Here is a 20652-nt window from a genome sequence, read left to right as displayed (position 1 = left end):
CTAACTCGAGGTGAGGGATTTTATTGCATGTAAGAGTAAAATGAAGAGGTGCGAATAAATGAAACAAAGTATGGTATTCAGTCCTACATTACGTGAAGTTCCAGCAGATGCTGAAATTAAGAGTCATCAATTATTACTTCGCGCAGGGTTTATGCGTCAAAATGCTTCTGGTATTTATAGTTTTCTACCATTTGGTTTAAAAGTGTTACACAAAGTAGAACGTATTGTTCGTGAAGAAATGGAGCGCGCAGGGGCAGTAGAACTATTAATGCCAGCTATGCAAGCTTCTGAATTATGGCAAGAATCAGGCCGTTGGTATTCTTACGGATCAGAATTAATGCGTATGAAAGATCGTAATGCTCGCGAGTTTGCGCTAGGGGCAACTCATGAGGAAGTAATTACAGACCTTGTACGTGATGAAATTAAATCATACAAAAAACTACCATTAACATTATATCAAATTCAAACAAAATTCCGTGATGAGCAAAGACCACGTTTCGGTTTATTACGCGGAAGAGAATTTTTAATGAAAGATGCGTATTCTTTCCATGCAACACAAGAAAGTTTGGATGAAGTATATAGCGGTTTATACAAAGCGTATTCTAATATCTTTGCTCGTTGTGGTTTGAATTTCCGTGCAGTTATCGCTGATTCTGGAGCAATGGGCGGAAAAGATACACACGAATTTATGGTGTTATCTGATGTAGGTGAAGATACAATTGCGTATTCTGATACATCTGATTATGCGGCAAATATTGAAATGGCTCCTGTTGTTGCTACGTATACGAAGAGTGATGAAGACGTAAAAGCACTTGAAAAAGTAGTAACTCCAGATCAAAAAGCTATTGAAGAAGTATCTGCATTCTTAAATATTGCAGCGGAAAAATGCATTAAATCTATGGTGTTTAAAGTAGATGAGAAATTAGTAGTAGTACTTGTTCGTGGCGATCATGAAGTCAATGATGTAAAAGTGAAGAATGTATACGGAGCTTCAGTCGTTGAGCTTGCTTCCCATGAAGAAATAAAAGAGTTATTAAACTGTGAAGTTGGTTCTTTAGGACCGATTGGTGTTACAGGGGATATCGAAATTATCGCTGATCATGCTGTAGCATCAATTGTCAACGGATGTTCAGGAGCGAACGAAGAAGGATTCCATTATATAAATGTAAATCCAGAACGTGACTTTAAAGTAAGTCAATATACAGATTTACGCTTCATCCAAGAAGGAGACCAATCTCCAGATGGAAATGGAACAATTCTTTTCGCACGTGGAATTGAAGTTGGTCATGTATTCAAATTAGGAACTCGTTATAGTGAAGCAATGAACGCAACGTTCCTAGATGAAAATGGAAAAACAAAACCACTTATTATGGGTTGTTACGGTATCGGTGTATCTCGTACAGTGGCAGCAATTGCAGAGCAGTTTAATGATGAGAATGGTTTAGTTTGGCCAAAAGCTGTAGCACCGTTCCATGTGCATGTAATTCCAGTAAATATGAAATCTGATGCGCAACGTGAAATGGGTGAAAATATCTACAACTCATTACAAGAGCAAGGATACGAAGTATTACTAGATGATCGTGCAGAACGTGCAGGTGTTAAATTTGCAGATGCAGATTTATTCGGCCTTCCAGTTCGTGTTACAGTTGGTAAAAAAGCAGATGAAGGTATTGTAGAAGTGAAAGTACGTGCTACAGGCGAGTCTGAAGAAGTGAAAGTAGAAGAACTTCAAACATATATTGCTAATATTTTAAAATAAGAAGAGGTACCTCGTAATGAGGTACCTTCTCTTTCTTTGTAAACGTATTTTGTAAAAGAAGAAGGAAGAAATCTTTCTTTGTAGTACGTTTCAATTTATAATAGCAAATGGAAGGAGAGTGCTTATGTCATTAACAAATGAACAACAAGAGCGATTTCAAATTTTGCTCCAACAGTTGCAAATACCAGAAGACCTTATAAATCAATATTTACATGGCGGTGGTATTGAAAAGCTAGTTATTGATAAAGCGAATAAAAGTTGGCATTTTGACTTACAAGTGCCACGTATTTTGCCGACAGAATTATATGAGTTGCTAGAAACAAAGCTTAAGCAATCATTTTCTCATATTGCAAGAACAACATTTGCATTAGAAACAGAGAATAAACAATTTACAGAAGAAGAAGTGAAGGCATATTGGCCGCTTTGTACAGAACGAATTACATTTTCACCTATGTTCGCGTACTTAAAGAAGCAACTTCCGCAGGTCAATGGCGTGAAGTTGCTAGTAAATGTGAATAATGAGCTGGAATCTACTGCTTTAAAGAAAAACGTTGCGAAACCAGTAGGTGATCAATACGAAGCTTTTGGATTCCCACGTTTTCAGTTAGACACACATATAAAGCAAAATGCAGAAGAAATGCAAAAGTTTCGTGAGCAAACACAGGAAGAAGATCGTCAACGAGTTATACAGGCTATGGAAGAGATGGCTAAAAAGCAAGCTGAAGAAAGTGATGTTGTTCATGAAGGACCAGTTGTGCTTGGTTATCTTATTAAGCCAGGTGAAGAGATTACGCCGCTGCGTGAAATTCAAGATGAAGAAAGAAGAAAAACCGTTCAAGGGTATGTTTTCCATGTAGAGACGAAAGAACTTCGTAGTGGACGTACGTTATTAACTTTAAAGATAACTGACTATACGAATTCTATTATGATTAAGATGTTCTCACGTGATAAAGAAGATATCCCGATGTTACAATCCTTGAAAAAAGGAACTTGGGTAAAAGCGCGTGGTTCAGTTCAAAATGATACATTCGTGCGTGATTTAGTTATGATCGCAAATGATATAAATGAAATAACGGGACCTTCTCGTAAAGATAAAGCAAAAGAAGGGGAAAAAAGAGTAGAACTTCATCTTCATACTCCAATGAGTCAAATGGATGCTGTTACTTCTGTTTCTAAGCTCGTTGCCCAAGCAGGAAAATGGGGGCATGAGGCTATTGCAGTTACAGACCATGCTGTTGCACAGTCATTCCCAGAAGCATATTCTGCTGGTAAAAAGGCTGGAGTTAAAGTTCTATATGGTGTAGAAGCAAATTTAGTTAATGATGGTGTGCCAATAGCGTATAACGAAGCACATCGTCTACTTGCAGAAGAAACATATGTTGTCTTTGACGTTGAGACAACAGGGTTATCTGCTGTATATGATACAGTCATTGAGTTAGCTGCTGTAAAGATAAAAGGTGGCGAAATTATTGATCGCTTTGAATCTTTCGCAAATCCTCATCAACCATTATCGGCGACGATTATTGAATTAACAGGTATTACAGATGATATGTTAACCGATGCACCAGAAGTGGACGAAGTGTTTAAAAAGTTTGAGGAATGGATGGGTGACCATACACTTGTTGCTCATAACGCAAGCTTCGATATGGGCTTTATTAACGTAGGTTTTAAAAAGGCTGGGATAGAAAAAACGAAAAATCCAGTTATTGATACGTTAGAACTTGCACGGTTCTTATTCCCAGAAATGAAAAATCATCGATTAAATACGATGTGTAAAAAGCTTGATATTGAATTAACGCAACATCACCGTGCGATTTATGATACAGAAGCAACGGGATATTTACTTGTGAAGATGTTAAAAGATGTGATTGAAAAGGGATTTGAATATCACGATCAACTAAACGATAGTATGGGACAAGGGGATGCATATAAACGTGGGCGACCAAGTCATATGACATTACTTGCCACATCAGATGTTGGATTGAAAAATTTATATAAACTTGTTTCATATTCTCACTTGAATTACTTTTATCGTGTACCACGTGTACCACGATCACTATTAAAAAAATATCGCGAAGGCATTTTAGTAGGAACAGCTTGTGACAAAGGTGAAGTGTTTGAAGCTATGATGCAAAAAGCACCTGAAGAAGTAGAAGAAATTGCACAGTTTTACGATTACATTGAGGTTATGCCTCCAGAAGTGTTACGTCATTTAGTAGAACGTGAACTCGTTCGAGATGAAGGACAGTTAAAAACAATAATTTCTAACTTAGTAAAACTAGGTGAGACATTAGATAAGCCAGTTGTTGCTACAGGGAATGTGCATTATTTAGATCCAGAGGACGCGATATATCGGAAAATTTTAGTCAGTTCGCAGGGCGGAGCTAATCCGTTAAATCGCCATTCATTACCGCCTGTACATTTCCGTACAACAAATGAAATGCTAGATTGTTTTTCATTCTTAGGTGAAGACAAAGCAAAAGAAATTGTTGTGACAAATACACACAAGATCGCATCATTAATTGGTGATGTTCATCCAGTAAAAGATGATTTATACACACCGAAAATTGAAGGTGCTGATGATGAAACACGTGATATGAGCTATATAATGGCAAGAAGTATCTATGGAGATGAACTACCGGAAATTGTAGAAGCTCGTTTGGAAAAAGAATTGAAAAGTATTATTGGACATGGATTCGCCGTTATTTATTTAATTTCACATAAGCTTGTGAAAAAATCGTTAGTAGACGGTTATCTAGTAGGTTCGCGTGGATCGGTAGGTTCATCATTTGTTGCAACGATGATGGAAATTACAGAAGTAAACCCATTACCACCGCACTATGTATGTCCAAAGTGTAAACAATCAGAGTTCTTTAATGACGGTTCTGTAGGTTCTGGTTTTGATTTACCAGATAAAGAATGCCCAACATGTAATGTTCCATATGTGAAAGATGGACATGACATTCCTTTCGAAACGTTCCTTGGATTTAAAGGGGATAAGGTACCCGATATCGATTTGAATTTCTCCGGAGAATACCAACCACGCGCCCATAACTATACGAAAGTACTGTTCGGTGAAGATTATGTATACCGCGCAGGAACAATTGGTACGGTTGCGGAAAAAACCGCTTATGGGTATGTGAAAGGTTATGCTAATGATCATAACTTAACAATTCGAAATGCAGAGATTGATCGCTTAGTTGCGGGATGTACAGGTGTAAAGCGTACAACCGGACAGCATCCAGGTGGTATTATCGTTGTACCAGATTACATGGATATTTTTGACTTTTCACCAATTCAGTTTCCTGCTGATTCAATAGGTGCTGAGTGGAGAACAACGCACTTTGACTTCCACTCAATTCATGATAATTTATTGAAACTTGATATATTAGGACACGATGATCCGACTGTTATTCGTATGCTTCAAGATTTAAGTGGTATTGACCCGAAAACAATCCCAACGGATGATCCAGAAGTAATGAAGATTTTCTCTGGTCCAGAATCTTTAGGGGTAACGGAAGAACAAATTAACTGTAAAACAGGTACACTTGGTATACCAGAGTTTGGTACGAAATTCGTAAGACAAATGTTAGAAGAAACGAAACCAACGACGTTTTCAGAGCTTGTCCAAATTTCTGGACTGTCCCATGGTACAGATGTATGGTTAGGTAATGCGAATGAATTAATTTATAACGGTACGTGTACACTGAGTGAAGTTATCGGTTGTCGTGATGACATCATGGTATATTTAATTTATCAAGGCTTGGATCCATCATTAGCCTTCAAAATCATGGAGTCGGTGCGTAAAGGTAAAGGTGTACCAGAAGAATGGGAAGAGGAAATGAGAAATAACAATGTACCAGGTTGGTATATTGATTCATGTAAGAAGATTAAGTACATGTTCCCTAAAGCCCATGCGGCTGCTTACGTACTTATGGCTGTACGTATCGCATACTTTAAAGTACATTTCGCACTTTTATTCTATGCGGCATATTTTACAGTTCGTGCAGATGACTTTGATGTAGAGGCGATGGCGAAAGGTTCAGCATCCATACGTGTAAAAATTGATGAAATTGCACAAAAAGGATTGGATGCAGCACCGAAAGAGAAGAGTTTATTAACGGTACTAGAAATGACACTTGAAATGTGTGAGCGTGGTTATTCATTCCAAAAGGTTGATTTATACCGCTCGCATGCAACCGAATTTATAATTGATGGGGATACTTTAATTCCTCCATTTAATGCAGTGCCTGGTCTTGGTACAAACGCAGCTTTCAGTATTGTTGAAGCTCGTAAAAATGGTGATTTCTTATCAAAAGAAGACTTACAGCAGCGCAGTAAGGTTTCTAAAACGATTATTGAGTATTTAGATGGTCAAGGTTGTCTAGGAGATTTACCGGATCAAAACCAATTGTCACTGTTCTAATAGGTAGGAAAAGTCTTTGCAAATCAATATTTGCTATGGTATACTATAAACCGAGATAACCATGTCATGTATATTTTGTGAAAAAGAGAGTGGGGAAACCCACTCTTTCGTGTTACTATCTACATTTTGTTTATGTAGATAGTAAAGATATTTCTGTCGTATATACATATTTTGTTACAAGTTTTACTTCTTAAATTTGGTAATACTAAGACAGATATTCCCTGCTTAACGGCAGGGGCTTTTGTTAGCTAACGAGAAAGAATAAGATAGACCGTCTTTATGAACGGGATCTTTTCTTGTAAATGGTACATGGCGGCAGGAAGGAGGCTGTTTATGGATAAGAAAGTCACAGAAGTTGTAGAAGCATTTGCGCAGCCAATCGTTGAAGAGTTAAATCTTGAACTTGTAGATGTAGAGTATGTGCAAGAAGGACAAGACTGGTTCTTACGCGTATTCATCGATTCTGAAAAGGGAGTCGACATTGAAGAATGCGGTGCGGTAAGTGAACGTTTAAGCGAAGCTTTAGATAAAGAGGATCCAATTCCTCATCTTTACTTTTTGGATGTATCATCTCCTGGAGCGGAACGCCCATTAAAGAAAGAGAAAGACTTCCAGCAAGCGGTAGGAAAACAAGTGGCAATTAAAACATATGAGCCGATTGATGGTGAGAAGATGTTTGAAGGAAAGCTACTTTCCTACGACGGTACTACAATTACACTACTATTAACAATTAAAACACGTAAAAAAGAAATCCAAATTCCAATGGATAAAGTTGCAAATGCGCGACTTGCTGTTACGTTTTAGTAAGAAGGGGGATCTTCATGAGCACTGAGTTGTTAGATGCTTTGCTCGTATTAGAGTCAGAAAAAGGTATTAGTAAAGATATTATTATTGATGCGATTGAAGCAGCATTAATCTCTGCTTATAAACGCAATTTTAACCAAGCACAAAACGTTCGTGTTAGCTTTAATCCAGAAGTGGGAACAATTCAAGTTTTAGCACGTAAGGACGTTGTGGATAATGTGTTTGATCCACGTCTTGAAATCTCTGTAGAAGAGGCAAGACAAATTAATCCAAACTACCAAGATGGCGACGTACTAGAAATTGAAGTAACGCCAAAAGATTTTGGTCGTATTGCAGCGCAAACTGCAAAACAAGTTGTAACACAACGAGTTCGTGAGGCGGAACGTGGTGTTATTTATTCAGAATTTAGTGATCGTGAAGAAGACATTATGGTTGGTATTGTACAGCGCCAAGATGCTCGTTTCATCTATGTAAGCTTAGGTAAAGTAGAAGCTTTATTACCTGTAAGTGAGCAAATGCCAAATGAGCAATATAAACCACATGATCGTATTCGCGTATTTATTACAAAAGTAGAAAAGACAACAAAAGGACCACAAATTTACGTATCACGTACACATCCTGGTCTTTTAAAACGTTTATTCGAAATGGAAGTTCCAGAAATTTATGATGGAACTGTAGAAATTCGCTCTGTAGCACGTGAAGCAGGCGACCGTTCTAAAATTTCTGTATATGCAGAGAATATCGATGTTGATCCAGTAGGTTCTTGTGTAGGACCGAAAGGACAACGTGTACAACGCGTTGTAGATGAACTAAAAGGTGAAAAGATTGACATCGTTCGCTGGTCGAATGACCCAGTTGAATATGTTGCAAATGCTTTAAGTCCATCACAGGTTGTTAAAGTACTTGTAGATGAAGAAGAGAAAGCAACAACTGTTGTTGTTCCAGACCACCAGCTTTCATTAGCGATTGGTAAACGTGGACAAAATGCGCGTCTTGCAGCTAAATTAACAGGCTGGAAAATTGATATTAAAAGTGAGTCTGATGCGAAACAACTTGGTATTGTGACAGAAGAAGATAGCGTAATCGCATTCGGATTCGATTCAGTTGAAGACGAAATCGAATAGAGGTGATGAGTATGAGCAATCGAAAAGTTCCGTTAAGAAAATGTATTGCGACGCAAGAGATGAAATCAAAACGAGAGCTCGTTCGCATTGTTCGTTCCAAAGAGGGCGAAGTGTCTATTGATTTATCAGGAAAAAAATCAGGACGAGGTGCATATTTATCAAAAGATAAAGAAAGCATTATTCAAGCCCAAAAGAAAAACATTTTGGAACATCATCTAAAAGCGAAAATCGACAGTTCTCTGTACGAAGAGCTTCTTGAGCTTGTTGAGAAGGAGTCGAAATAAGTGTCTGATTGGAAATCGTTTTTAGGACTAGCAAACCGCGCTCGAAAAATTATTTCGGGTGAAGAACTCGTTTTAAAAGAAGTACGAAGTGGCAAAGCAAAGCTAGTATTGCTTTCTGAAGATGCGTCAGCGAACACTACAAAACGTATCATTGATAAAACCACGTACTACAACATACCAATGAGAAAAGTCGAAAATCGACAACAATTAGGGCATGCGATTGGGAGAGACGAGCGAGTCGTTGTAGCTGTGTTAGATGAAGGCTTTGCGAAAAAGCTACGTAGCATGCTCGATACAAATTACCGGGGGTGAAGGTATGAGTAAAATTCGAGTACATGAATATGCAAAAAAAAATAATATCTCAAGTAAAGATCTTATGACAAAACTAAAAGAGATGAATATCGAGGTTTCGAATCATATGACAATGTTAGAAGATGAAGTAGTAAACAAATTAGATAATCAATATAACACTGGAGCAGAAAAACCTTCTGTTGCAGATGAGTTTGAAGTAGAAGAGAAAGTTGTTCGCAGTAAAAAGAACAGCAATAAGAAGAAGAAAAAAGGCAAAGGAAATGAAGACAAACGTCAAGATAACTTTGCTGGAAGACAACAAACACAAATAGTAGAAACACCAGATAAAATCACTTTCTCTGGAAGCCTTACAGTAGGTGACCTTGCTAAAAAGTTAAGCAAAGAGCCATCTGAAATTATTAAAAAGCTCTTCATGCTAGGAATTATGGCAACAATTAACCAAGACTTAGATAAAGATACAATTGAGTTAATTGCTACTGATTACGGTATTGAAGTAGAAGAAGAAGTAGTTGTAAGTGAAACTGAATTTGAAACATTCATCGATGAGCAAGATGATGAAGAAAACTTAAAAGAACGTCCAGCTGTTGTTACAATTATGGGACACGTTGACCATGGTAAAACAACATTGCTTGACTCTATCCGTAATTCAAAAGTAACTGCTGGCGAAGCTGGTGGAATTACTCAGCATATCGGTGCATACCAAGTTGATGTAAATGATAAGAAAATTACGTTCTTAGATACACCAGGTCACGCGGCATTTACAACAATGCGTGCTCGTGGTGCACAAGTAACAGATATTACAATTCTTGTTGTTGCAGCTGATGACGGTGTTATGCCACAAACAGTTGAAGCGATTAGCCATGCGAAAGCAGCTGGAGTACCAATTATTGTTGCTGTGAATAAAATGGATAAACCAGCGGCAAATCCTGATCGTGTAATGCAAGAATTAACAGAATATGAATTAGTTCCAGAAGCTTGGGGCGGAGACACGATTTTCGTACCAATTTCTGCAATTCAAGGCGAGGGAATTGACAACTTACTAGAAATGATTCTTCTTGTGAGTGAAGTAGAAGAATATAAAGCAAATCCAAATCGCTATGCAGCTGGTACTGTAATTGAAGCACAGCTTGATAAAGGTAAAGGAACTATCGCGACATTACTTGTTCAAAACGGTACACTTCGAGTTGGAGATCCAATTGTTGTTGGAACATCATTCGGTCGTGTTCGTGCAATGGTAAGTGATATTGGTCGTCGTGTAAAAGTTGCTGGTCCATCAACTCCTGTTGAAATTACAGGTTTAAATGAAGTGCCACAAGCGGGAGATCGTTTCATGGCATTCGCGGATGAGAAGAAAGCTCGTCAAATCGGTGAATCACGTGCACAAGAAGCGTTAGTTGCACAACGTGGTGAGAAATCTAAATTCAGCCTGGAAGATTTATTCCAACAAATCCAAGAGGGCGATGTAAAAGAAATTAACTTAATTGTGAAAGCAGACGTACAAGGTTCTGTAGAAGCAATGGCAGCATCACTTCGTAAAATTGATGTTGAAGGCGTAAAAGTGAAAATTATCCATACAGGCGTAGGTGCGATTACAGAATCTGATGTTATTTTAGCTTCTGCATCTAATGCAATTATAATTGGATTTAACGTACGCCCTGATGTGAATGCGAAGCGTACAGCTGAATTAGAGAAAGTTGATGTTCGTTTACACCGCATTATCTATAAAGTAATCGAAGAAATTGAATCAGCAATGCAAGGTATGCTGGATCCAGAATTCGAAGAAAAAGTAATCGGTCAAGCGGAAGTTCGTCAAACGTTCAAAGTAACAAAAGTTGGAACAATCGCAGGTTGTTACGTAATAGACGGTAAAATTACACGTGATAGTGGCGTTCGTATTATCCGTGATGGCGTAGTAGTTTTCGAAGGACAGCTTGATACGTTAAAACGTTTCAAAGACGACGTAAAAGAAGTTGCACAAAACTATGAGTGTGGTATTACAATTGAGAGATATAATGATCTTAAAGAAGGGGACATCATTGAAGCATACGTTATGGAAGAAGTGAAGCGATGATTATCGCTTCACTCTCATTCGAGTGTATGATTTACGATGTGCATTCTTTAAAAGAGAAACGAGCAATTTTGCAACGTGTGTTAACTCGTGTGAAACAGCGCTATAATGTTGCTGTTTCTGAAGTTGGGCATCAAGATGTATGGCAACGTACAGAAATTGCAATTGTTTCCGTATCCTCAAATCGTGTTGTCTGTGAAAAAGAAATGAATCGTGTACTTGAGTATATCGATTCATTTCCTGAAATTGAACGTACGATAACACATTTGGAATGGTATTGAATGAGGTGAAGAGTTATGAAATTACGTGCGAACCGTGTGGGCGAGCAAATGAAAAAAGAATTAGGCGACATTATCAGTCGTAAAATTAAAGACCCACGTATTGGATTTGTTACAGTAACAGATGTACAAGTGAGTGGAGATTTACAAATTGCTAAAGTATACATTTCTGTTTTAGGTGACGAAGAACAGAAAGAAAATACATTAAAAGGTTTAGCGAAGGCAAAAGGCTTTATTCGTTCAGAAATTGGCCAACGTATTCGTCTTCGTAAAACACCAGAAATTACCTTTGAGTTCGATGAGTCTATCGGATATGGTCATCGAATTGATACACTTTTACATGAAATTAATAAAGACGGTAAACGTGAAGAATAATGGATAGACATTTGTCTATCCATTTTTTCAATGTAAAATAAGTTTTGCATAATTGCAATTACTACAAAAGAATAATGATGAGGTGAGTATATGGAAGGTGTAGTATTATTACATAAGCCAAAGGGAATGACATCACATGATTGTGTGTTCAAATTAAGAAAGATATTGCGTGAGAAACGAATTGGTCATACAGGGACACTGGATCCAGATGTAACAGGAGTATTACCTATTTGCGTTGGGCGTGCAACAAAAATTGCGCAATTTTTAACAAGTGAAACAAAAACATACGAAGGTGAAGTAACATTAGGATTTTCGACAACAACAGAAGATGCTTCTGGTGAAGTTGTGGAGAAACAAGATGTAAATCGTGTCATTACACGTAAAGAAGTAGAAGAGGTACTAGCGGAACTAACAGGGACAATTGAACAAATGCCACCGATGTTCTCAGCTGTAAAAGTTAACGGGAAAAAACTATACGAATATGCAAGGGCAGGACAAGAAGTTGAACGTCCGGTTCGTACAATTACAATTCATGAATTTGTATTACTTGATGAACGTGAAGTTTTTGGAGGGGAAAACATTTCATTTCGTTTCCGTGTAACGTGTAGTAAAGGAACATATGTAAGAACACTAGCAGTAATGATTGGTGAAAAACTTGGATTTCCATCACATATGTCTCACCTTGTAAGAACAGCATCTGGTGAATTTTTACTAGAAGATTGCATATCATTTGAAGAAATTGAAGAAAACGTGCAAAATGGAACAGTAGAGTCTATTTTCATCTCAATTGATGAGGCGCTAAGTAAGTTTCCAAAAATGGTTGTAGATGAAAAGCAAGCTGAAAAAATAAAGAACGGTATGTTTTTAAAGAATGAATTAGAAACAACAGCACCATTTATTACAGTATTTGATAAAAATGATCGTTGCTTAGCAATTTATGAGCATCACCCAAAACACCCTGGCATGCTAAAGCCAATGAAAGTACTTGTGAATAATCAAGAACTAAAGCTATAATGAATTATTGGAAGGATTATTACAGAAAAAGGTGAATTCAAGCGTGAAACTTATTCATTTAACTCATCCACATGAACAAAATAAAATAGAATTACCACCTACTGTAATGGCATTAGGGTATTTTGATGGCATTCATTTAGGACATCAACGTGTGATTCGAACAGCGAAAAAAATAGCGGATGAAAGAGGATGTAAAAGTGCTGTCATGACGTTCCATCCACACCCATCTGTTGTATTAGGGAAAAAAGAAGCGCATGTGGAGTATATTACACCGATGCGCCTTAAAGAAGAAATCATCGCAAGTTTAGGAATTGATATCTTATATGTAGTGAAATTCGATGAGCCATTTGCTGGATTATTGCCACAACAGTTTGTCGATGAGTATATTATTGGTTTAAATGTAAAGCATGTAGTAGCAGGCTTTGATTATTCATATGGACGTTTAGGAAAAGGGAAGATGGAGACTTTACCATTTCATGCAAGAGGGGAGTTTACACAGACCGTGATCGAAAAAGTTGAATATCAAGAAGAAAAAGTAAGTTCCACTTCATTACGAAAGTTAATTCGAAACGGTGAAATGGAACAGATTCCATCTATTTTAGGGAGAGCTTACACGGTAGAAGGCACAGTTGTACACGGTGATAAGCGTGGACGTCAAATTGGTTTTCCAACTGCAAATGTAGGTTTAAATGATGAATATTTGTTGCCACCTGTAGGTGTATATGCGGTAAGGTTGAAGGTTCATGATGAATGGCATGATGGTGTATGTAATATCGGATATAAACCAACCTTCAAAGAGAATGAGCGTCAATTATCTATTGAAGTGCATCTATTTGAATTTAATAAAGACATATACGATCAAAGTGTTACAGTTGAGTGGCACATGCGTATAAGAGAAGAAAAAAAGTTTAATGGAATTGATGAGTTAGTTGCGCAAATCGCTCAAGATAAAAAGGTTGCCCAAGAATATTTTGCGAGCGTAAAGAATATACTTGCTTTTTCAAATGAAAAGTAGTATTCTATGTTATGTACTTTATGACAACCATTACTTGGCATTGCGACTCACCGATGCTTGCTAGGTAACTGGGGGTTTAATTATTAGGAGGTGAAATAGGATGGCTTTAACACAAGAGCGTAAAAATGAAATCATTGCACAATTTAGAACTCATGAGACTGATACTGGTTCTCCAGAGGTTCAAATTGCTGTCCTAACGGAGCAAATTAACACTCTAAACGAGCACTTACGTACTCACAAGAAGGATCATCATTCACGTCGTGGTCTATTAAAGATGGTTGGTAAACGTCGTAACTTACTTACTTACCTTCGTAATAGCGATATCACACGTTACCGTGAATTAATCACAAAGCTTGGCTTACGTCGATAGTCAAAGAAGCGGGAATATTCCCGCTTTTTTGTTAGGTAAAAATATATCTTCTACTCTTTATAGCTTACTTAATTTTCGGCAATACTAGAGGAAAGAATATTGTGATATACTATCCATTTACATAGAAGAATTGAATATTTTAAATTGAGAGGGGTACTTAAATGAGTCAGGAAAAGCAAGTCTTCTCGATAGATTTAGCTGGTCGTCAGCTAACAATTGAAACAAGTCAGCTTGCAAAACAAGCAAACGGAGCAGTATTAGTAAGATATGGCGACACAGCAGTTCTATCTACAGCAACTGCATCAAAAGAGCCAAAAAATGTAGATTTCTTCCCGCTTACAGTAAACTATGAAGAGCGTTTATATGCAGTCGGAAAAATCCCAGGTGGCTTTATTAAGCGCGAAGGCCGTCCAAGTGAAAAAGCAATTTTAGCAAGTCGTTTAATTGACCGTCCAATCCGTCCACTTTTCGCAGATGGTTTCCGTAATGAAGTACAAGTTGTCAGCATCGTAATGAGTGTTGATCAAGACTGTTCTTCTGAGATGGCAGCTATGTTTGGTTCTTCATTAGCATTATCTATTTCAGATATTCCATTTGAAGGTCCAATCGCAGGTGCGACAGTTGGTCGTATTAATGGCGAGTTCGTTATTAATCCAACAGTAGAACAGCAAGAACAAAGTGATATGCACCTTGTTGTAGCTGGTACGAAAGATGCAATTAACATGGTTGAAGCAGGAGCGGATCAAGTACCTGAAGAAACAATGTTAGAAGCAATTATGTTTGGACACGATGAAATAAAACGTCTAATTGCATTCCAAGAAGAGATTGTACAAGCTGTCGGTAAAGAGAAAACAGCAGTGAAACTTTATGAAGTGGATGCTGATTTGAACCAAGCTGTACGTGAAATGGCTGAGACAGATATGCATTCTGCAATTCAAGTGCACGAAAAACATGCACGTGAAGATGCAATTAGCGTAGTGAAAAAGCGTGTAATTGAGCATTACGAAGCAGCGGAAGCTGATGCTGATACATTAGGACAAGTAAGTGAGATTTTATATAAAATTGTAAAAGAAGAAGTACGTCGTCTTATTACAGTTGAAAAAATCCGCCCAGATGGTCGTAAAGGTGACGAAATTCGTCCTTTAGCATCAGAGGTTGGTATTTTATCTCGTACACATGGTTCTGGTCTATTCACACGTGGGCAAACGCAAGCATTAAGTATTTGTACATTAGGTGCATTAGGCGATGTGCAAATTTTAGATGGTCTAGGTGTAGAAGAGTCAAAACGCTTTATGCACCATTATAATTTCCCTTCATTTAGTGTTGGTGAAACAAGACCAATGCGTGGACCAGGTCGTCGTGAAATTGGTCACGGTGCACTAGGAGAACGTGCTCTTGAGCCTGTAATTCCATCTGAAAAGGATTTCCCATATACAGTGCGTCTTGTATCTGAAGTATTAGAATCAAATGGTTCTACTTCACAAGCGAGTATTTGCGGTAGTACATTAGCGATGATGGATGCGGGTGTACCACTTAAAGCACCAGTTGCTGGTATTGCAATGGGTCTAGTAAAATCTGGTGAGCATTACACAATTTTAACAGATATTCAAGGAATGGAAGACCATTTAGGTGATATGGACTTTAAAGTAGCAGGTACTGCAAAAGGTGTAACTGCACTACAAATGGACATTAAAATTGATGGTTTATCTCGTGAGATTTTAGAAGAAGCATTACAACAAGCGAAAGTTGGTCGTATGCACATTCTAGATCACATGTTATCTGTTATCGCTGAACCTCGCATTGAGTTATCTGCGTATGCTCCGAAGATTATTACAATGACAATTAACCCAGATAAAATTCGTGATGTTATTGGACCAAGTGGTAAACAAATTAATAAAATCATTGAAGAAACTGGCGTTAAAATTGACATCGAGCAAGATGGTACAGTATTCATTTCATCAATTAATCAAGAGATGAATGATAAAGCGAAGAAAATTATCGAAGATATCGTTCGCGAAGTACAAGTAGGCGAAATCTACTTAGGTAAAGTTAAACGTGTTGAAAAATTCGGTGCGTTCGTTGAATTATTTAGCGGTAAAGATGGACTTGTTCACATCTCTGAACTTGCACTTGAGCGTGTAGGTAAGGTAGAAGACGTTGTGAAAATCGGTGATGAGATTTCAGTTAAAGTTATCGAGATCGATAAACAAGGTCGTGTAAACTTATCTAGAAAAGTATTGCTAAAAGAAGAGCAAGAAAAAGAAGCTGCTAAAGAAGAAGCAGTTAAAGAAGAAAACGCACAAGAGCAACAATAAGTGAAAGCCAGTTTAGCTGGCTTTTTTTGTTATGTAAAAAATGTGATTCATTTAGATTTTTATGTGAGTATAGGTATAGTTTTCATCATAACGCTCAAATTAACAAAGATAAGAAGAAAATGGTTTCTTTTTTATAGTTAATGGGAGGGTTTATATGAAAGCTCGTATATTAGCGTACATATTTATATTTTCTTTATATGTGGGTTTTGGCTCTTATTCCGTTTTTGCGCAGGATGACTTGCATGAAGAGATTCAAAAGCATGCAAAACAGTACGAGATTATGCCGCAAAATGCGATGATTGATAAGATTTGGAAGGCGACGCCTGGGTATAATGGAAAACAAGTGGATATAGAAGCGTCCTATAATAATATGAAGAAAATCAAGAAGTTTGATCAAAAACAACTTGAATTTAAGGAAGTATCACCGAGTGTTCACTTAGAAGATTTACCACCAGCTCCCATTTATCGAGGACATCCAAATAAAAAAATGGTGGGATTAACAATTAATGTGGCCTGGGGTAATGAGTATTTGCCACGTATATTAGAGATATTGAAAAAACATGATGTGAAGGCGACTTTCTTTTTAGAAGGACGCTGGGTGAAAGAAAACTTACGATTTGCCAAAATGATTGTCGATGCAAATCAAGAAGTAGGAAATCATTCTTACACACACCCTAATATGAAAACGCTGTCTACAGATGAAATACGAGATCAATTACAAAAAACGAATCGAATGATAGAAGCAGCTACAAATCAGAAAGTGAGATGGTTTGCTCCGCCAAGCGGAAGCTTTCGGGATGAGGTAGTAAAAATAGCGGATGATTTCCAAATGGGGACGATTATGTGGACTGTAGATACAATTGATTGGAAGCGGCCAGAACCGGGTGTGCTATTGCAGAGAGTAATGCGAAAAATACATCCAGGTGCTATTGTGCTAATGCATCCTACTTCATCTACAACACAAGCGCTAGATACTATGATTAAAAATTTAAAGGAACAAGGATATAAAGTGGGGAATATTACAGAATTACTAGATGAAAAACGTGTGGATTAAATACATTTGCATGACATTCATCTCTAAACTTGTTATCATTAAATAATAGCAATTATTTAGAGAAACTGGCATTAGGAGGAAAGTTTTTGATTAAAAAATATACGTGTAAAAATGGTGTAAGAATTGTTATGGAGAATATACCAACTGTACGCTCGGTTGCGATTGGTATATGGATCCACGCAGGTTCAAGAAATGAAAATGAAAAAAATAATGGGGTTTCGCACTTTTTGGAACATATGTTCTTTAAAGGGACAGAAACGCGAAGTGCAAGAGAGATTGCTGAATCATTTGATAGCATTGGTGGACAAGTAAATGCTTTTACTTCAAAAGAATATACATGTTACTATGCGAAAGTGCTAGATGAGCATGCTAAATACGCGTTAGATGTTTTAGCAGATATGTTCTTTAATTCAACATTTGATGAGGAAGAACTGAAAAAAGAGAAGAATGTTGTATGTGAAGAAATAAAAATGTACGAAGATGCGCCAGATGATATTGTGCATGATATGTTAACGAAAGCAACATATGAAACGCATCCGCTTGGATATCCTATTTTAGGAACAGAAGAAACGCTTGAAACATTTACAGGTGATACGTTACGTCAATATATGAAAGATCATTACACACCTGAAAATGTTGTTGTATCAATTGCAGGGAATATTGATGAAGCATTTTTACAAACTGTAGAGCAATATTTCGGTAGTTACGAAGGAACAACAAATCGTGAACAAGTACATAGCCCAATTTTCCATTTCAATAAAGTAGCACGTAAGAAGGAAACAGAACAAGCTCATTTATGTTTAGGATATAAAGGCTTGCAAATGGGACACGAAGATATTTATAACTTAATTGTATTAAATAATGTTTTAGGCGGTAGTATGAGTAGCCGTTTATTCCAAGAAGTACGTGAGCAACGTGGATTGGCGTACTCAGTATTCTCTTATCACTCTTCTTATGAAGATACAGGAATGTTAACACTTTACGGTGGAACAGGTAGTAAACAATTAGATACACTGTATGAAACAATGCAAGAAACGTTAAATACGTTGAAAAATACAGGTATTACAGAAAAAGAGCTTGTTAACAGTAAAGAACAATTAAAAGGAAACTTAATGTTAAGTTTAGAAAGTACGAATAGTCGTATGAGCCGTAATGGTAAAAACGAATTGCTTCTTCGTAAACATCGTTCTCTTGATGAGATTATTGAAAGTGTAAACACTGTAACAAAGCAAAATGTAGACGAGTTAATTCGCAATATGTTTACCGATGAATTCTCTGCGGCACTTATTAGTCCAGATGGAAAACTGCCAAAAGGAATGAAACTTTAATCGATTTTGTAATTCATTCGCTTTCGGAAATAACCGTATCTCTTTTATATGAGATACGGTTATTTTTTTTATATATGCAGAATAGGTACTTATTATAGGGAGGCTTTGATAAAAAAGATAAGGGGGAGATTTCATGCGTTTAAGTGAATTAAGTGGTAAAGAGATTGTGGATTTAGAAAGAGCGGAAAAAATGGGAGTTTTAGGCCACGCAGATTTAGAAATTAATGAGCGAGATGGACGAATACAAGCTCTTATTATACCTGCTGGGAAGTGGGGAGGTTTTAAAAGAGAACAGCAAGAAGTGAGGATCGAATGGAACCAAATTAAGAAAGTGGGACATGATATGATACTTTGTGATTTTACAAACCATTCAAAATCAGAGTGAAAGATGACCATTTTGGTTGTCTTTTTTTTATCTTTATATAAAGAAGATAAATCATGTGTGCTTTTTGTTTTTCAATCACCTCAAACTCGTACATTACATATGATGTGGAGGAAAAAGAAAAAGTAGGCATTTTTCTTATAAATGAAAGAAAAAGAAGGTGAATTAGGGAATGTTGACTGAGATGCATATCGCTGTCATAGGAGGAGATGCACGGCAGCTAGAAGTAATTCGCAAGTTAGTTGAACTAGATGCGAAACTTTCATTAATAGGGTTTGAACAGCTAGATCATGGCTTCACTGGGGCAGCAAAAGAAAGTATACAAGATTTAAATTTCGCTGCTTTAGATGCCATTATTTTGCCAGTTGCAGGGACGAATGCCAAAGGAGAAGTAGATACTATTTTTTCAAATGAAAAAGTTTCTATAACGCAAGAGCAAATTGAAAAGACACCAGAACACTTTACTATATATTCAGGTATTGGAACGCCTTATTTGGAGAATCTTGTATCTACTACGAATCGAAAACTTGTAAAATTATTTGATCGTGATGATGTTGCAATTTATAACTCTATTCCGACTGTAGAAGGTACACTAATGATGGTTATTCAACATACTGATTACACAATCCATGGATCGAATGTAATGGTTTTAGGGTTTGGTAGAACTGGTATGAGTGTAGCAAGAGCCTTTCAATCATTAGGAGCACATGTCAAAGTAGGAGCGAGACGATCGGAACATATTGCTCGTATTACAGAAATGATGTTTTCTCCTTTTCATATGCAAGACATAGAGAAAGAAGTAGGTAATATCGATATTGTAATAAATACCATTCCGCATCTCGTTGTAACGGCAAGCGTAATTTCACGGATGCCGGCTCATACATTAGTTATCGATTTAGCTTCTAAGCCAGGTGGTACTGACTTTCGTTATGCGGAAAAACGTGGCGTGAAGGCGCTATTAGCACCTGGTCTTCCTGGGATTGTTGCACCGAAAACAGCAGGACAAATTTTAGCGAATGTTCTTTCGCAGTTATTAATAGCAGATGCAAACGTAAAGGAGGAAGATGAGAAATGAGTTTGAAGGGGAAACGAATTGGTTTCGGATTTACAGGTTCACATTGTACGTATGAGGAAGTTATGCCACACCTAGAAAAGTTAATTGCAGAAGGTGCGGAAGTACGTCCCGTTGTTTCTTATACTGTCCAATCCACAAATACTAGATTTGGCGAAGGAGAAGAATGGATTAAAAAGATCGAAGAAATAACAGGGTTTAAAGCAATTAATTCAATTGTCGGAGCAGAACCACTCGGACCTAAAATCCCGTTAGATTGCATGGTAATTGCACCGCTAACAGGAAATTCTATGAGTAAATTTGCAAATGCAATGACAGACTCTCCAGTATTAATGGCAGCAAAAGCGACGCTTAGAAATGGAAAGCCTGTTGTGTTAGCTGTTTCGACGAATGATGCTTTAGGGCTTAATGGGGTTAATCTAATGCGCCTAATGGCTACAAAAGACATCTACTTTGTACCATTCGGCCAAGATGCACCAGAGAAAAAACCGAACTCAATGGTAGCTCGTATGGAGTTACTTGAAGATACAGTATTAGAAGCACTGCAAGGAAAACAATTACAACCTGTTGTTGTAGAAAAATTCAGATATATGAATTAAAAAACGAAAAAAAACGGACAATTTTTGATGAAACCATCATTCTTACTGTAGAATATGATAAAATTAACGTTAT

Annotated in this window: 18 protein-coding genes; all 18 read left to right on the top strand. The window is 37.2% G+C overall.

All coding sequences use genetic code 11. The annotated features are described in order from the left end of the window. The first annotated feature begins 58 nt into the window (after positions 1–58). The 18 genes from BWGOE10_RS19130 to dpaB all read left to right on the top strand — a co-directional run bounded on the left by BWGOE10_RS19130 (position 59) and on the right by dpaB (position 20579). On the top strand, positions 59–1759 hold the full coding sequence (locus tag BWGOE10_RS19130) for a proline--tRNA ligase (RefSeq protein ID WP_070144580.1): 1701 nt from the start codon (positions 59–61) through the stop codon (positions 1757–1759). Between the two features lie 124 nt (positions 1760–1883). Next, a complete protein-coding gene (locus BWGOE10_RS19125) occupies positions 1884–6185 on the top strand; it encodes a PolC-type DNA polymerase III (protein ID WP_070144579.1) in 4302 nt (1433 codons plus the stop codon). A gap of 333 nt (positions 6186–6518) precedes the next feature. After that, on the top strand, positions 6519–6989 hold the full coding sequence (gene rimP, locus BWGOE10_RS19120) for a ribosome maturation factor RimP (protein ID WP_000359098.1): 471 nt from the start codon (positions 6519–6521) through the stop codon (positions 6987–6989). Between the two features lie 17 nt (positions 6990–7006). Next, the gene (gene nusA, locus BWGOE10_RS19115) at positions 7007–8113 is read left to right on the top strand and encodes a transcription termination factor NusA (RefSeq protein WP_002173086.1); all 1107 of its coding nucleotides are present in this window, start codon (positions 7007–7009) and stop codon (positions 8111–8113) included. Between the two features lie 11 nt (positions 8114–8124). After that, positions 8125–8397 carry an RNase P modulator RnpM gene (gene rnpM, locus BWGOE10_RS19110; protein ID WP_002088161.1) on the top strand — a complete coding sequence of 91 codons (273 nt, stop codon included), beginning with the start codon at positions 8125–8127 and terminating at the stop codon, positions 8395–8397. Beyond that, positions 8398–8709 (top strand): YlxQ family RNA-binding protein, encoded by a 312-nt coding sequence (locus BWGOE10_RS19105; RefSeq protein ID WP_001286519.1) that lies wholly within the window; start codon positions 8398–8400, stop codon positions 8707–8709. A 4-nt stretch (positions 8710–8713) separates the two neighbouring features. Then, positions 8714–10780 carry a translation initiation factor IF-2 gene (gene infB, locus BWGOE10_RS19100; RefSeq protein WP_070144578.1) on the top strand — a complete coding sequence of 689 codons (2067 nt, stop codon included), beginning with the start codon at positions 8714–8716 and terminating at the stop codon, positions 10778–10780. Further along, positions 10777–11058 (top strand): DUF503 domain-containing protein, encoded by a 282-nt coding sequence (locus BWGOE10_RS19095; protein WP_002088157.1) that lies wholly within the window; start codon positions 10777–10779, stop codon positions 11056–11058. The genes infB and BWGOE10_RS19095 overlap by 4 nt, the downstream gene beginning before the upstream one ends. A 15-nt stretch (positions 11059–11073) precedes the next feature. After that, positions 11074–11430, top strand: coding sequence for a 30S ribosome-binding factor RbfA (gene rbfA, locus BWGOE10_RS19090; protein WP_000776437.1), 357 nt, complete (start codon positions 11074–11076; stop codon positions 11428–11430). 90 nt (positions 11431–11520) lie between these two features. Next, the gene (truB, locus tag BWGOE10_RS19085) at positions 11521–12444 is read left to right on the top strand and encodes a tRNA pseudouridine(55) synthase TruB (protein WP_070144577.1); all 924 of its coding nucleotides are present in this window, start codon (positions 11521–11523) and stop codon (positions 12442–12444) included. Between the two features lie 43 nt (positions 12445–12487). Next, complete coding sequence (gene ribF, locus BWGOE10_RS19080; RefSeq protein ID WP_070144576.1) at positions 12488–13459, top strand: bifunctional riboflavin kinase/FAD synthetase; 972 nt, start codon at positions 12488–12490, stop codon at positions 13457–13459. Between the two features lie 100 nt (positions 13460–13559). Further along, positions 13560–13829 (top strand): 30S ribosomal protein S15, encoded by a 270-nt coding sequence (rpsO, locus tag BWGOE10_RS19075; RefSeq protein ID WP_001229392.1) that lies wholly within the window; start codon positions 13560–13562, stop codon positions 13827–13829. 161 nt (positions 13830–13990) lie between these two features. After that, a complete protein-coding gene (pnp, locus tag BWGOE10_RS19070) occupies positions 13991–16144 on the top strand; it encodes a polyribonucleotide nucleotidyltransferase (RefSeq protein WP_070144575.1) in 2154 nt (717 codons plus the stop codon). A gap of 154 nt (positions 16145–16298) precedes the next feature. Then, positions 16299–17198 (top strand): polysaccharide deacetylase family protein, encoded by a 900-nt coding sequence (locus BWGOE10_RS19065; RefSeq protein ID WP_070144574.1) that lies wholly within the window; start codon positions 16299–16301, stop codon positions 17196–17198. A gap of 86 nt (positions 17199–17284) precedes the next feature. Then, positions 17285–18526 carry a M16 family metallopeptidase gene (locus BWGOE10_RS19060; RefSeq protein WP_002088150.1) on the top strand — a complete coding sequence of 414 codons (1242 nt, stop codon included), beginning with the start codon at positions 17285–17287 and terminating at the stop codon, positions 18524–18526. Between the two features lie 133 nt (positions 18527–18659). Beyond that, positions 18660–18911 carry a YlmC/YmxH family sporulation protein gene (locus BWGOE10_RS19055; RefSeq protein ID WP_070144573.1) on the top strand — a complete coding sequence of 84 codons (252 nt, stop codon included), beginning with the start codon at positions 18660–18662 and terminating at the stop codon, positions 18909–18911. A gap of 169 nt (positions 18912–19080) precedes the next feature. Continuing rightward, on the top strand, positions 19081–19983 hold the full coding sequence (gene dpaA, locus BWGOE10_RS19050) for a dipicolinic acid synthetase subunit A (protein ID WP_070144572.1): 903 nt from the start codon (positions 19081–19083) through the stop codon (positions 19981–19983). Beyond that, entirely contained in the window at positions 19980–20579 is a 600-nt protein-coding gene (gene dpaB, locus BWGOE10_RS19045) for a dipicolinate synthase subunit B (RefSeq protein WP_002111357.1), read from the top strand. The genes dpaA and dpaB overlap by 4 nt, the downstream gene beginning before the upstream one ends. The last annotated feature ends 73 nt before the right edge of the window (positions 20580–20652 follow it).

This window comes from Bacillus mycoides (assembly GCF_001757995.1).
GTDB classification, from domain to species: domain Bacteria; phylum Bacillota; class Bacilli; order Bacillales; family Bacillaceae_G; genus Bacillus_A; species Bacillus_A mycoides_B.
Note: the sequence above shows the minus strand (reverse complement) of the source record. Positions and strands in the feature narration are given on the sequence as shown.